This window comes from Runella sp. SP2 (genome assembly GCF_003711225.1).
In the GTDB taxonomy this organism is placed as follows: Bacteria; Bacteroidota; Bacteroidia; order Cytophagales; family Spirosomataceae; genus Runella.
This window is the reverse complement of sequence record NZ_CP031030.1, coordinates 3,882,815-3,896,554: the sequence shown is the minus strand read 5'-3', so window position 1 is coordinate 3,896,554 and position 13,740 is coordinate 3,882,815. Positions and strand designations below refer to the sequence as shown.

General features: G+C 45.1%; 11 protein-coding genes. 8 read left to right on the top strand and 3 right to left on the bottom strand.

What is annotated here, in order from left to right:
• Window positions 1-32 precede the first annotated feature (32 nt).
• Both porU and DTQ70_RS15535 read right to left on the bottom strand, forming a co-directional pair.
• On the bottom strand, window positions 33-3,407 hold the full coding sequence (gene porU, locus DTQ70_RS15540) for a type IX secretion system sortase PorU (protein ID WP_122931657.1): 3,375 nt from the start codon (window positions 3,405-3,407) through the stop codon (window positions 33-35).
• 40 nt (window positions 3,408-3,447) lie between these two features.
• Window positions 3,448-4,059 carry a sprT domain-containing protein gene (locus DTQ70_RS15535; RefSeq protein ID WP_229599951.1) on the bottom strand — a complete coding sequence of 204 codons (612 nt, stop codon included), beginning with the start codon at window positions 4,057-4,059 and terminating at the stop codon, window positions 3,448-3,450.
• A gap of 122 nt (window positions 4,060-4,181) precedes the next feature.
• Between DTQ70_RS15535 and DTQ70_RS15530 the strand changes: the two genes are divergently transcribed.
• The 4 genes from DTQ70_RS15530 (at window position 4,182) to DTQ70_RS31315 (ending at window position 7,105) form a co-directional block, all read left to right on the top strand.
• Entirely contained in the window at window positions 4,182-4,856 is a 675-nt protein-coding gene (locus DTQ70_RS15530; RefSeq protein ID WP_122931655.1) for a ClpP family protease, read from the top strand.
• 128 nt (window positions 4,857-4,984) lie between these two features.
• Window positions 4,985-6,562: an NFACT RNA binding domain-containing protein gene (locus DTQ70_RS15525; protein ID WP_122931654.1), complete on the top strand. Its 1,578-nt coding sequence runs from the start codon at window positions 4,985-4,987 to the stop codon at window positions 6,560-6,562.
• 77 nt (window positions 6,563-6,639) lie between these two features.
• Window positions 6,640-6,834 carry a hypothetical protein gene (locus DTQ70_RS15520; protein ID WP_164490060.1) on the top strand — a complete coding sequence of 65 codons (195 nt, stop codon included), beginning with the start codon at window positions 6,640-6,642 and terminating at the stop codon, window positions 6,832-6,834.
• Entirely contained in the window at window positions 6,818-7,105 is a 288-nt protein-coding gene (locus DTQ70_RS31315; protein ID WP_122931652.1) for a putative toxin-antitoxin system toxin component, PIN family, read from the top strand. The genes DTQ70_RS15520 and DTQ70_RS31315 overlap by 17 nt, the downstream gene beginning before the upstream one ends.
• Window positions 7,106-7,258: 153 nt before the next feature.
• On the opposite strand, the gene DTQ70_RS15510 is transcribed toward DTQ70_RS31315, so the two are convergent.
• A complete protein-coding gene (locus DTQ70_RS15510; RefSeq protein WP_122931651.1) occupies window positions 7,259-8,410 on the bottom strand; it encodes a LacI family DNA-binding transcriptional regulator in 1,152 nt (383 codons plus the stop codon).
• Window positions 8,411-8,750: 340 nt separating this feature from the next.
• On the opposite strand from DTQ70_RS15510, the gene DTQ70_RS15505 reads away from it, so the two are divergent.
• The 4 genes from DTQ70_RS15505 (at window position 8,751) to uxuA (ending at window position 13,626) form a co-directional block, all read left to right on the top strand.
• Window positions 8,751-10,157, top strand: a complete 1,407-nt coding sequence (locus tag DTQ70_RS15505; protein WP_122931650.1) for a Gfo/Idh/MocA family protein — start codon at window positions 8,751-8,753, stop codon at window positions 10,155-10,157.
• A 45-nt stretch (window positions 10,158-10,202) separates the two neighbouring features.
• Window positions 10,203-11,369, top strand: a complete 1,167-nt coding sequence (locus DTQ70_RS15500; protein ID WP_122931649.1) for a Gfo/Idh/MocA family protein — start codon at window positions 10,203-10,205, stop codon at window positions 11,367-11,369.
• A 48-nt stretch (window positions 11,370-11,417) separates the two neighbouring features.
• On the top strand, window positions 11,418-12,317 hold the full coding sequence (locus DTQ70_RS15495; RefSeq protein ID WP_229599950.1) for a PmoA family protein: 900 nt from the start codon (window positions 11,418-11,420) through the stop codon (window positions 12,315-12,317).
• 82 nt (window positions 12,318-12,399) lie between these two features.
• Window positions 12,400-13,626 carry a mannonate dehydratase gene (gene uxuA, locus DTQ70_RS15490; RefSeq protein ID WP_122931647.1) on the top strand — a complete coding sequence of 409 codons (1,227 nt, stop codon included), beginning with the start codon at window positions 12,400-12,402 and terminating at the stop codon, window positions 13,624-13,626.
• The last annotated feature ends 114 nt before the right edge of the window (window positions 13,627-13,740 follow it).

The following is a 13,740-nucleotide window of genomic DNA, read 5'->3' as shown; positions in this document are numbered from 1 at the left end:
CACGCAAAGATAGTAATTCCTATTTTCAAAATCTATTTTGGTTTTATTAACTTACCACCCACGGTTTGAGCCTGTTGGCGAGTAAGTGATTTCACAGTAACTCGATACACATAAACGCCAGCGGGTACGGGTTGGCGGTAGTGCGTAGCGGCGTTCCAAGTCATGGTGGTTAGGATATCATCCGAATTGTAAATGGTCTGTGTTTCGCTTCGTACCAAATTCCCACTGACGTCGAAAATTGTTGTTGTTACTTCGACATCTTCTCCTTCATTGACCAGCTCTACTTGTAGGGTGGCTTGTTCTACAAATGGATTAGGATAGGCGATGATGTTTTTCACAATAGCCGATTCTTTGCCTATCTTAAAACTTAACGTACTTTCGTTCCAATTAGTATATGTGTCTGCGACTTTTAGTCGGAGGAGGTAGTCACCTGTAGGTAATTTTTTTAAGGGATAACGAATGGTACCGCGTTTAAAATTGTCTTGACTAGCCGAAAAATAATCGTTTACCACTACAGAAAGGGTGTCATTGAGGGTTAACGTCATAGGTTGCAGCACATTAATTCCGTTGTCGTCGGAAAGGTTTGCGATGAAAAGTGGGCTGTCATCAACTTGGCTGCCTTCCACAAAGTTTTCGTCGTTGAGGTAAAGCTGAACCACGGGAGGCTGGGTGTCGTTGAGGTTGGTGTTGATTCCGCCCACCACTACTTTACGGCTTCCTCCCAAGGCACTGGCGCTACTGTCGGCGTTGATGGCATAGACTTGTACCAGCCCGTTTCCGAGTTTTGTGTCAATGTTTTTGGGGACAACAAAATCGACGGCAAATAAGCCATTTTTAATGCTTACTTTTCCTTCAAAAATCTTACTTTTAAACTGCTTGTAAGGCATTTTGCTATCTTCGCTACCGAGTGTCATTAGCTGGTTTTCTTTGTCAAAGACACTGATACTTGCCACTCCATTGAAATCGTTCACGATGGCATTCCCAAGTTTAATTTGGCCGCTTATTCGGGCCTTTCCGCCTGCTTTTAGGGTGTCCTGTGTTGTTATTTCAACGTCAAAATCGGGGTAGTTGAGGCGCAATGAAGGATCACCGAGAAGCGTAAAGTTTCGGTTAAAAATGCCGCTGAAGCTTTTATTTTTGGTCATTCGCATCAAATCTCCCAAGCGCGGTACATCCCCGCTGGTGCGTTCGAGGGCGCTTTCGTAAAATGCTTCATTCAATAAAAAATTGGTACTGGCATACACGGGGCGTGCGGTGGTCAGCATGGCAATGGCGCCACCCCTTGGACTCAAAACGGCCAATTCGGCGCCTGACACTTCGCCAGGGTTATCGTATCGGCCAAATTCACAGGTGGCCGTAATCATCAACGGCAGATTGTCGAGATTTCGCCAGTTTAGGATATTTTGAAGCGTAACAATCTGTTCATCAGCCCAAATGGAAATGCCACCGTGACCTGTATAGTTCATAATCAAAACGCCTTCGTCAATCAGTTTGTCGATGGTTTTGCTTGCTTCGGGGGCGTGCACGGGAGTGCCAATTTGGGGGAAAGCATCGACATAGACCTTTTGAAGTTCGTAAGAGGTTGTCTTCGAAGCAATTTGCGTCGATAAGTTTTCGGCATCTTGTTGGTGCAAATTGGCATCGCCATCGTCAGCGACAAACGCAATTTTTTGCTGCCACTTTCCTCTACTTCGTTTCGCTACGTATCTGATTAATTTATCCACTACAGTTTCGGCTTCGGCAGTAGTTTTGACGGGCAAACGTCCTACGCCAATGTCGAGCAAATGATTCCCACTAAAATCCTCAATCCATTCTCCATCGGTAGGTTTAAGAAACCCAAAATAGTCGTCGGACGTAAAGCTCAGTACAGGGTGCCCCGACTCGCGACTTTCGTAAGACGGCACAAAATAGGTCATTTCAAGCGGTGAAAATGCCTTGAGGTTGTTTTTATAATCATACGTTGCATCACCAAAAAGCAACAAATACTTGAGGGTATTGGGTTGGCGATTGTTCAATAATTTAGCATAATCACGAATGGCGGTCGGGTCAGCTTGCCCCGATGCAAACTCGTTATAGACTTGATTTGTGGTGACGACGATGACATCCAACCCATCGTTTTGACGGCGAAAAGTAGCGAGCCGTTGTGCTTGTTTAAGCCAGATGGGTGACGTGATGATGAGTAAGTTAGGAGTTGAAAGAGTGCGAAGATTCTGGTTGGAAACAGCTTGTGCAGAAATTGGAGTCAACAATTGTGTTTCCGAAAAAGCCACAAACCGACGAAGTATTTTTCCTGAAGTACCAAAAATAGCCTCTGTTCCCGATAAGCGAAATGATTGGGCGGCAGGACGTAGCGGATTGGTCACGTCCCAAAGTTGCATTTGAGCATTGGCCTGACTTATCTGATAGCGAACTGAATCTTGGGTTAACGAAGCAAGGGATTGAAAAACAGTGGGTTGGGTGTATAAACGAAGGCTGCGCTGAATTTGCAATCCAAAAAAATCTAAATACCCTTCGGCATTGGCTTGTCCTGCTTTGTCGAAGGTCAGGGAGGTAGTGACTCTCGTGGTTGCGTTTGAAAGTTGGCCATCGTAGGTTTTTTGGGTTCGCAAACCTTTGGAATCGTAGCGATAAGTTGTGACCGTTCCCATGGTTTGTTCGCCTAAGGTTTGCCCATTGATCCCCACCACAAATTTGGTCGTGACTTGCGCGGCGGCTACGCTGGCGACCGTCACTTTAACGGGGCTGTTAGGAAGTAAACCTTCCAAATCGGCCGAAAAATCTTGACGTGTTTGATTGCCAAAATACTCACCCCACCACTCTCGTCCCGATTGCACCCGATTATAAATTTCACTTTCCCGAAAAACGTAATCGTCAAAGGTAGTTTGTATCGCTCCCGAATTTCCTGAGGGATAGGTCGATAGTCGAAGCCCCGCTTGGGTAGCGTCTAGTTGTAAAAAGTAAAAAGTAGTGTCGGCGTAGAGATTGAGCTGGTGTTTAAGGCGTTTTTCGGCTGTGTTGTAGCGAATTTCGTGCGGACTTTGTCCCCAAAACCAAAGGGCGTCACCTTCGTCAAATTTGCCATCGTTTTCCCCCTTAACGAAAACAGCATTTTCGGTTAAATCGCTTGCCCTGTTTTGGGCGTTTGATTGAGGAAGCATATACCCGCCATTTCCAAACAAACGGATGTTTTTTGGGTTAATTTCGTTGAGAGGAATTCCCAGTTTTTTAAAAAATGGCGCATCAAGTCGATAGACTCCCGTTTGCGTAACTCCAATTTTAAACCACTTTCCACTTGCAAGAACCGAATTTTGATTTTGCCCCCAACTTGTCGTAGCCAATAATACTAAGGATAGGAGGAGCGCGCCTAGCACCTTTCCAATAAAGCGATATGTGAGTAAAAATTTCACGAATAAGATGCTGCTTTTGTATATCGTTTCCCAAAGAATACTACAGCCGTTCTACCCAAGCGTGGGCGGCGACTAAGTATTTTTTTTGCGAGGTTCTTTCAATACAAACGATGCGAGTGCGGCGCTGCGTGCCTCGGATAAAGACTTTTTGCTGTAATCGAAACGCTTGTCCTTCCGACAACTCACTTACCATGACCAAATCCGAATGCGGTGCATCCACGTTTTTGATGGCCTGCATGAGTGGTAAGAAAGTACCCGTAGAGGCGGTTGGGTTATGAGAATATAGCGTAAGCGGGGACAAAATCGATGCGGGAAATGTTTGTTCGTTCAGGGTAGGCAGTAATAATGCGCGAAAATGCGTTTTCCACGCTTTTCCGTGTGGAGGCTGGCGACGTTTGTACGAACGATGCACTTCGAGGTGGGCGATTTCGTGAAGGTACGTGATGAGGAAATTATAAGGATTGAGGTTGTTATTGACCGTAATTCGCTCACGTTGATTGGGTTTTGCCGTAAAATCGCCCAAACGGGTGTGTCGCGGACGAGTCACCACAAAATCAAACTGATAACGTTCCCATAGGTCGTAACAATAGGCTACAGAAGGGGCTGGAACATGACGTTCCAGAATGTTCCACATCGCTAATCTCGCTTCCACCGATAATTTGTTGGTTTAACTGACAACAAGCAAACGCTAAATTCTGCATTTTTGCCTGTCGAACCAAGCGTTTGCATTTTATGTTCAGTAAACACAAAATAAACATATAAAGTTAAGTTACCATGAATCACGGACAAGAATTTAGAAAGTACGCAGTAAAACACCTCGGCATGAATGGCCTTACGGTAGATGGATACATGAACCACACCGTCGAAAATATGACCCGCGCTATCATCGAAGAGCGCCCCATGAACTTCCGTGAAGTAGATGTATTTTCGCGTTTAATGGCCGACCGTATCATTTTCTTTGGTATGCCTGTCGATGACCAAATCGCGAACATCGTTGTAGCACAATTGTTGTTTTTGGAATCGGCTGACCCTAAGAAAGATATTTTGATGTACCTCAATAGCCCAGGTGGGTCGGTGTATGCAGGTTTGGGTATTTATGACACGATGCAGTACGTTCGTCCTGACGTAGCCACGGTCTGTACGAGCCTCGCGGCGTCGATGGGAGCCGTGCTTTTGGCGGGTGGTGCTGCTGGCAAGCGTGCGGCACTTCCACACGCTCGCATCATGATTCACCAGCCGTCGGGTGGAGCACAAGGGCAATCGGTTGACATCGAAATCACTGCCCGCGAAATCGTGAAGTTACGTGGTGAATTGTACGAAATTTTGGCTAATCACACAGGACAAACGATTGAAACCATCGAAAGAGACTCTGATCGCGATAAGTGGATGCGCGCCGAAGAAGCAAAAGCGTACGGTCTTATCGACGAAGTTTTGGTAAGAGAGAAATAAGCTAACCTCTTTGTAATGAACGCCAGTGGGTTGTAAGCCTACTGGCGTTTTTTGTTTTTTGACCAAAACATCGTTGGCTAAGTTGGGCTATTTACTGTAAACTGCCAACTCCTCATTACCTTTGCGGTATGTATCAGAATTATCATTTTTTGCGGCAGTTGAGCCAAGCGTTGCGGCCGTTGGTGGTTGGGTTGAAGTTCATGGAATGTTTCAGCCAAGAGAAAGACGAGTTGGTGATTGTCTTGGCGCACGCCCGAGGCAAAAACAACTATTACCGTCCGTTTTTTCTCCGTGCTACCCTGCGTCCCGACTTTGCTTGCCTGCATTTTCCCGAGGATTTTAGCCGCGCGCGCCACAACAGCGTTGATTTGTTTGAGATATTGTACGATTTGGAAGTGGTTGACGTGCGGCAGTTTAAAAACGAACGAGCCTTTGGGTTGGTGCTGGAAAATAATTATACCTTGGTCTTTAAACTCTTTGGAAATCGTTCCAATGCGGTGTTGTTTCAGGAAGAAACCGTGATTGATTTGTTTCATAACAAACTCGTTTCGGACAACACATTAGAACTATCCAAACTCGACCGCGAACTCGACCAAACTTGGGAGGCATTTGAAGCGGCTGGGTACGATCATCGAAAGCTATTTCCGACTTTTGGGAAGGAAGTCAATGCGTATTTAGAGCAGCCGTCAGCACTCACTAGTCAGCCGTCAGTTGGCTTAGAAAAGTGGACATTGATTCAAGACGTACTTCAGAAGCTAGAGCATCCAACGTATTACATTGCTACGTGGCAGTACCAAATTACGTTTTCGTTGGTGCCGCTGGGCGAGGTCATTCGCAGTCATACCAACCCGATTGAGGCCCTCAACGATTTTTATTTGACCTACAATCGGATTGGGGTCATTTCCAAGGAAAAATCGGAAGCGGTTCGGATGCTTCAAAAGCGAATTCAACGCACCGAAAATTATTTGGAGGAAGCGTTCCAAAAACTGGTAACGGTGGATGGAGATGTGAAAAATGAGGAAATTGGGCATATTTTGATGGCCAATCTTCATCAAATTCCTGAGCGTGCCGAACGAGTTACTTTATTTGATTTTTACCGAGATAAAGATATTGACATTAAGTTAAAGCCTGACCTTTCGCCCCAGCGAAATGCCGAAACGTATTACCGAAAAGCGAAAAACGAACGGATTGAAATTGAAAAACTGCAAGAAAACATCGCGTTGCGCGAGGGAGAACTAGAGGACTTGAAGAACCATTTACAAGAAATAGAAGCGTTTGAATCGTTGAAGTTGCTGCGGAAGTATTTGAAAAACAATAGCCTGCTGACCGATGCGCCTATCCTTTCTCCTACCCAATTATTTAAACATACTGAGTTTGAAGGCTACGTGATTTTGATTGGAAAAAATGCAAAAAACAACGATTTATTGACCAAAAAATACGCTTACAAAGAAGATTTGTGGTTGCACGCCCGTGACGTATCGGGCTCGCATGTGGTGGTGAAATACAAGGCAGGGCGCAAAATTCCGAACAGTGTCATCGAACGAGCAGCGCAGTTGGCGGCTTGGTACTCAAAGCGGCGAACGGAAACGCTTTGCCCCGTGATTGTCACGCCCAAAAAATTTGTGCGTAAGCCCAAAGGATTGCCAGAAGGTGAAGTAGTGCTAGACAAAGAAGAAGTAGTGATGGTAGAGCCGCGGGGGTTATAACTTGGGTGGTTTGAGAATTGGGGTAAAAAATGATATTTTTGTTTAAGTATCATCTAAGGTAGAAAGACATGAAGGCAATGACACAAGTTGAATTTATACAAACATTTAATGCTTTTTCAGCAAAAGAAAAATTGGCAATTGCAAAAAAAATCCAGTTGCAAATGGCAGATGTGCTTTTTGACGAATTAGATGCTGAGTTGCCAGATATGGATATTTCAACTGCTGAGATTCAGGAGGAGATAAAAGCATTCCGTAATGCGAAAAAAAATTAGGGTAGTAGTTGATGCTAACTGGTACATTTCGGCTTGTATCAGTAAAAATTCTCGTAGGACGTTGTATTACAGAGTTTTTAGAAATCCACATCTACAAGTGTATTATTCCAAAGAACTGTTGCGTGAGTTTGAAGGGGTTATTTCGCGAAAGAAATTTTCAAAAACTATCCTACCAAATCAGGTAATGAGATTTATCTCCTTAGCAACATTGTTTCTAAAAGAAGTAAAAATTTCCTCAATACCTTCTGTAGTTAGGATGACTACTTATTAGGAGTATGTGATGCTTGTGATGCCCATTTTTTGGTGACAGGCGATGATGATTTACTGAGTTTAGAGACGTATCAAAATACTACGATTGTCTCCATGGGCCAATTTATCAAACTATTGGCCATACTTTGACGATACATTTTGTGGCGTTTGTGGTTTACCGCCGCGATGACGATTTTCTAATCCGTAATTCCCCTCGCATTTTTTTGATGATTGGGCTAAAGGTATCGCGGTGAATGATGTTGTCAATCAATAATGATGCGGCCGTTTCGCCCATTTCAAACGGAAAAAGGTGAAAGACCGTCAATGAAGGCTCAATGAGTTCGGCAATGAGTTCGTCTCCAAAACCTACAACGGCGATTTCGGCGGGAGTTTGAATTTTACGACGTTTGAGTTCCACCAAGTGCTCAATGGCATTGCCGTAATGAACCGCAAAAATTCCGTCGGGAGGATTGGGAAGTGAAAGCCAATGGTTAAGTGCTGCCAACGATTCTTCTTGCTTAAATTCGGTGTGGTAAATTAACGTTTCGTCGAGAGGAAGCCCGTAGTATCTTAGGGCAGCTTTGTAGCCTTCTAAGCGCGTTTGACTGATTAATAATTGGGGTGGCCCCGCACAAACGGCAATTCTGCGACAACCCTGCTGGATGAGGTGCTCGACCAGCGCAAAACTTCCTTCAAAATCTTCTTGAACCACCTTGGCCGTCTCCACTTCGTTACAAACACGGTCAAAGTGAACAATCGGAAGTCCTTTTTTGAGCTGCAAACGAATGTGTTCAAACGAAGTTGTTTCTTTGGAATGACTGATTAATAGACCATCCACCCGACTGGCAATTAACGCCTGAACGTTGAGGGTTTCGGTCGAATGTGATTCGTTTGATTGACAAATCATCACGCGATAGCCAGCTTCCGTCGCTACGTTTTGAATCCCTGCTAAAACTCCCGCAAAAAAAGGCCGTTCGATGTTAGGAATCACCACTCCAATCGTGTGGGTTTCGCCACGGTGAAGGCTCTGCGCCAGTAGGTTAGGTCGGTAATCCATTTCGTTGGCAACCCGTAGAATCTCTTGCCGCGTCAACGAATTGATGTCGGTGCTACCATTTAAGGCCCGCGAGACGGTAGAAGGAGCGACTCCGAGCGATTTTGCAATGTCGATGATGGTAGTTTGGCGAACGACTTTCTGAGGAGAAACGGAAGGTAATTCTACCGTAAAATGTACTTGGCACGTCTTGCAATAGAATCTTTGGCGCCCTCTTAAAAAACCAGCTTTCACTACTTCGGCTGCCGATTGGCATTGTCTGCACTCCACCATATAATTGTCTTTTTTCTAGTTAGTCGCAAAATGGGTCTAGCGATTACGCTATGGCTGACGTTGTGGTTAAATACTTTAATTGCACAAAAATATATAAATTTAGTAATAAAAAAATACCTATCGGTGGCGTTTTCGGAAACGTTTTCGATAGATATTTTAGGCTTTTTTTCAAAACAACACAGTAAATAAGTTGGTGAAATGGGCTTGTTGTAGTAACATTAGCTTAGAATTAAACGAGTGTGATTTGCAACAAGCGTTTCTTTCACAGTGCTTTTCTGTACTGAATTGTATTTTTTCAGGAAGTCGATTTAGAAAATACCTTTATATCCCAAGCCTTTTTATGTCAACCACATCTCAACCCTCTGTTTCAAGAAGAAAATTTCTTGAACTGACTGCCAAAGGAGCAGCAGCATCAACGGTCATTGGCGTGCCAACGATTGTACCCGCTTCGGTTTTTGGCAAAAATGCCCCGAGTAATAAAATCAACATTGGCCAAATTGGTTGTGGACGTATTGGCCGTGACCACGACATGGTTGGTACGATGCAGCACGATGCCGCACGGATGATTGCGGTGTGCGATTTGGATAAAAACCGTTTGGTGGATGGTAAAAAGTTGGTTGAAAGTTACTACGCCAAAAAGACGGGCAATGCCAACTACGTGGACGCCAAAATGTACGACGATTATCGTGAAATGTTGCTCAATAAAGACATTGACGCGGTGATTATCAGTACGCCCGACCATTGGCACTCGCAACCTGCGATTGAAGCGGCTTTGGCAGGAAAAGATGTGTATTTGCAAAAACCAACGTCGTTGACGATTGCGGAAGGACGGATGTTGAGCGATATTATTCAGAAAAAAGGTACGGTACTTCAGGTGGGCACGCAACAACGCTCATCTCCGCAGTTTCGGATTGCGGCGGAGTTGGTTCGGAATGGCCGTATCGGAAAACTTCACACCGTAAAAGTAGGTCTTCCAGGCGACCCATCAGGGCCAGCAGCTCCTGCGATGCCTGTGCCAGTGGGCTTCAATTATGACATGTGGCTAGGCTCTACCCCCGAAGTTCCATATACTGAAATAGGCGTGCATCCTCAAAAAGGCTACGGACGCCCAGGTTGGTTGCGTCTTGAGCAGTACGGCGCGGGGATGATTACGGGCTGGGGGCAACACCACTTCGATTCGGCAGCGTGGGGAATGGACACCGAACTGACGGGTCCCATTTCGGTACAAGCCGTGGCAGAGTTTCCAAAATCAGGTTTGTGGAATGTTCACGGCGACTTTATGGTGAAGGCCGAATACGCCAACGGCATCACGATGTACACCAGCGGAGGCTTCCCGAACGGTATTCGTTACGAAGGAACTGAAGGTTGGATTTGGGTTTCCCGTGGTGACTATGTGGCTTCGGCGAGCGACCCAGTATCGAGAGAAAAAAGCAGCAAAGCCCTTGACGCCAGCGATCCTAAGATTCTTACCTCGGTGATTGGCGAAAACGAAATTCACCTCTATAAAAGCGATGAGCAACACGGCAACTGGCTTGAATGTATCAAAACGCGCAAAGCACCGATTTCGCCCGTAGAAATTGGCCACCGTGCTTGTTCGGTGTGCCTCATTAGCCACATTGCGATGAAATTGCCACGCAAGTTGCAGTGGGATCCTAAAACCGAACGTTTTGTGAACGATAAAGAAGCCAACGCGATGTTGAGCCGCTCTCAACGTAAACCTTACGGAACTACAAATATTAAAATGTAACGTGCGTTGGGTTTCTCAAAACCCGACTATTTAAGCATAAAGAACATGAAAAAGAAAACCAATCAACGCCGTACCTTTTTGAAAGAATCCATTGCTTCTGCCGCAGGGATGATGGCTTTACCGATGCTTCCTTCAATGGCTTACGGAAATATAATCACCGAGACGGTTGCCCCCATAGTTGTTCCTCAATACGATACGCCGCGTATCAAATTTTCAGTCATTGGCATGAACCACGGCCATATTTATGGTCAAGTAGAGGCGGTAGTTCGTGGAGGCGGAGAGCTGGTTTCGTTTTATGCCAAAGAACCTGATTTGGTAGCGGCGTTTGCAAAACGTTTCCCCAAGGCAAAGCTGGCGTCAAGCGAAAAAGAAATCTTGGACGACAAGTCTATTCAGTTGGTATTGAGTTCCATCATTGCCAATGAACGCGCTCCGTTGGGGATTCGGGTAATGAAAAGTGGCAAAGATTATATGTCGGATAAACCTGGCATTACGACGCTTGAGCAACTGGCTGAAGTGCGTAAAGTGCAGAAGCAAACGGGTCGTATTTATTCCATCATGTACAGCGAGCGTCTTGAAAATAGAGCAACCGTAAAAGCGGGAGAACTGGTAAAAGCAGGGGCAATCGGCAAAGTCATTCAAACCATTGGAATGGGGCCACACCGTATGAACCCCAAAACGCGTCCTGAGTGGTTTTTTAATAAAGAACAGTTTGGCGGTATCATTTGTGACATTGCGTCTCACCAGTTTGACCAATTTTTGTTTTTTACGGGTTCTACGCAGGGCGAAATTGTTGCTTCGCAAATTGGAAATACGAACCACCCTCAATATCCTAATTTTGAGGATTTTGGCGATGTCATGTTACGCGGAAACGGCGGGATGGGCTACATTCGCGTGGACTGGTTTACCCCCGATGGCCTCAATACGTGGGGCGATGGCCGCTTGACGATTTTAGGAACGGAAGGCTTCATTGAAATTCGTAAGAATACCGACATTGGCGGTCGTTCGGGAGGAAATCACTTGTTTTTGGTGGATCAAAAAGAGACTCGATACATTGATTGTACGCAGCAAGATTTACCTTATGGTCGATTGTTGGTGGACGACGTTCTGAACCGTACTGAAACGGCTATGCCACAAGCTCATTGTCTTTTGGCAATGGAGTTGGCCATCAAAGCGCAGAAAAATGCCCAAAAAATTACCTTAACAAAGTAAAACCCAAACCGTAAGGTTTCAAAAACCTTACAGGTTTACGCGATGAAAATGAAAAGTCCCCATTTCTACCAGTTTATAGCAGCATTTATGTTGGCGAGTAGCGTAGCGATTTCTCAAACAAAAATTACTGCTACGAAGTATAATTCGAAGATTGACATTACGATTAATAATAACTTTTTCACGAGTTACATTTTTTCGCAGGATGAAAAATATCCTTTTTTCTTCCCCGTCAATGGCCCTTCAAATGCCAGTGTAACGTCGATGCGAAATGGGAACTATCCGCACCATAGCTCTTTGTTTTTTGGGTGCGACCGAGTCAATGAGGGTAATTATTGGCAAGAAGGTTTGGAAAAAGGGCAAATCATTGCGCTCCGTACTGATATTGTGCAGTCGGGTGGAGAAAAAGTTGTGATTGAAAATGAGTGCATTTGGCGTCGTCCCAACGCCAATGCGCCCGTAAAAGATTTTCGTACAATTACCATCACAGCACCCTCAAAGGAGCTATACCAAATTGATTTCGACGTGACGATGGAAATGCTGATGGATGTGACAATTTTGAAAACCAATCACTCGCTTTTTAGTGGGCGAATGGATCCCGATTTGGCTGTTATCAATGGTGGAACGATGGTGAACGCCGAAGGAAACACGGGAGAAAAGGGGACATTTGGCGTGAAATCACCGTGGATTGATTGCTATGGCAAACGTGGCGATAAAGTAGAAGGAATGACTATTATGCAGCATCCTTCTAATCCTTGGTATCCATCGCCTTGGTTTACGCGTGACTATGGTTTCTTTTCTCCAACGCCCATGTATTGGCCGCAAGACGATAAAGCTACGGTCTTAAAAAAAGGCGATAAGTTAGCGTTGCGTTACCGCGTTTTGGTCCATGCTGGCGATTACAAAGCGGCCAACGTCGCTCAGTTATTTGAAAAATATAAAAGTGAATAAACCATGGTCAGACGGCAGTCAGACCACAACAAAGTAATCTTTCGAGTCTGACTATCGTCTGACCCAAGCAAATACAATACTTATGGCATTTATTCAAACTATGCGTTGGTTTGGCCCCAACGACCCCGTTTCGTTGATGGATATTCGTCAGGCAGGGTGTACGGGCGTAGTGTCGGCGCTTCACCAAATCTCCGTTGGGGAAGTGTGGAGTGTGGAAGAAATCAAACAACGCATTCAACTCATTGAAGCAGATAATCATCGTTATACCCGCCTTACGTGGGATGTTGTAGAAAGTTTACCCGTCCACGAAGACATCAAAAAAGGACTCCCCAGCCGCGAAAAATACATCGAAAACTACAAAATTTCGGTGCGTAATTTGGCCGCTTGTGGTATCAAAACGGTCTGTTATAACTTTATGCCCGTGCTCGATTGGTCGCGCACCAATTTGAATTATCAAATGCCCAATGGCTCACTGGCGTTGCGTTTTGTGTGGGAAGATTTTGCGGCTTTTGATTTATGTATTTTAAAACGACCCAACGCCGAAGCCGATTATTCAGAAGAAATTCAGGCCAAAGCCCGCGCTAAATTTGCGCAAATGAGTCTCGAAGAAGTCGCTACCTTGCAAAATACGGTGTTGTTAGGCTTGCCAGGCTCGAACGAGGCTTTTGAGTTGGCTACTTTTCAAGGGCTGTTAAACAATTATAAACACATAGGTGACAAAGAGTTACGTCAGAATCTCTACTATTTTATTCAGCAAGTCGCTCCCGTAGCGCAGGAAGTTGGTGTCAATCTGTGTATTCACCCCGATGACCCACCGATGCCGCTGCTGGGCTTGCCGCGTGTAGTGAGCACCGAAAGCGATTTGGAACAATTGATGGCAGCTTGCGATGTGCGTGCCAATGGGATTACTTTTTGCACAGGCTCGTTGGGAGTGCGTGCCGACAACGACCTGGCAGGAATCGCCGAGCGTTTTGGAAACCGAATTCATTTTGTTCATTTACGAGCTACAAAGCGAGAGAAATCGCCTGATAATCAATTGATTTTTCACGAAGCTAACCACCTTACGGGCGACGTGGATATGTATGAAGTGGTGAAAGCGTTTGTGTTGGAAAGTAAAAAAAGAAGCGAAGCAGGCTTAGAGGATGCCCAGATTCCGATGCGTCCCGACCACGGCCATCAGATACTGGATGATTTGAATAAAACAGGCAAACATAAGTCCTATCCTGGGTATTCGGCGATTGGCCGCCTCAAAGGATTGGCCGAGTTGAGAGGCTTAGAAATGGCCATTGAAAAAGGGCTTATGCTTTAAATTACTTTCAGGTTTAGTGTATTGTTAACCATTCCCCGCTGATTTACGCCGATTGAAAGCCGCAGAGAAACGTTGATTTTGTTTTAATCTGCGAAAATCAGCGTTTTTTAATCT